Source organism: Sulfobacillus harzensis, assembly GCF_012933365.1.
GTDB classification, from domain to species: Bacteria; Bacillota; Sulfobacillia; order Sulfobacillales; family Sulfobacillaceae; genus Sulfobacillus_B; species Sulfobacillus_B harzensis.
Map to the genome: position 1 here is coordinate 1 of NZ_JABBVZ010000314.1, position 690 is coordinate 690.

General features: G+C 60.1%; 1 protein-coding gene and 1 pseudogene. Both read left to right on the top strand.

The window, feature by feature from the left end; all coding sequences use genetic code 11:
* Positions 1-384 (top strand): annotated as a pseudogene (locus HIJ39_RS23250) (hypothetical protein); the annotation flags it as partial.
* On the top strand, positions 272-690 hold a 419-nt coding region (locus tag HIJ39_RS23255; protein WP_338055281.1), incomplete at its 3' end, for a transposase. The pseudogene HIJ39_RS23250 and the gene HIJ39_RS23255, both read left to right, overlap by 113 nt.

Below are 690 nucleotides of genomic sequence, written 5' to 3' on the forward strand. Positions count from 1 at the left end.
ATCAAAGAGATTCTGAAGACCATCGATGAGGTCAACACGGCGGAAGACGCCCACTATGGCGATCGGGATTTAGAAGAAGTCGATCCCACCCCCCTGGACGCGGACGCCGTCGAGCGGCGGGCCGAGGAACTGGAGGAACGACTCAACACGCAGCCGGAGGCTCCGAAGCAAGCGCGGCGGGTCGTGCGCGACCTCCGATTGAAGCTGGTGCCTCGTTTACGCCGCTACGAACAGCAGTTAGCAGCTTGCGGAGACCATCATCGGTTACAGCGTGCACCAAAACCGAACCGACGCGGGTTGCTTGATTCCCCATTTGGAACGCCTGCGCACGCTGGTGGGCCGATTGCCACAGACCATCGTCGCCGATGCCGGCTATGGCAGTGAGGAGAATTTCGCTTACGTGGAAAAGCAGGGCCGCACGGCCCTGATGAAGTGGAACACCTACCGGTTAGAGGGTACCCGCAAATGGCAGCGTCAAGTGAAGCGTGTGGAAAACTGGACGTATGACGACACCCACGACGAGTGGATCTGTGCCGCCGGCCGGCGTCTCACGTTTCAGGGACTGAAACAGGCCCGCTCGGACAACGGGTATTGGGCGACCCTGCGCGTGTATCAAGCGCACGACTGTCCGACCTGCCCCTTGAAAGCCGAGTGTACCACAGCCGAATATCGCCGGATTCAAATCAGTCC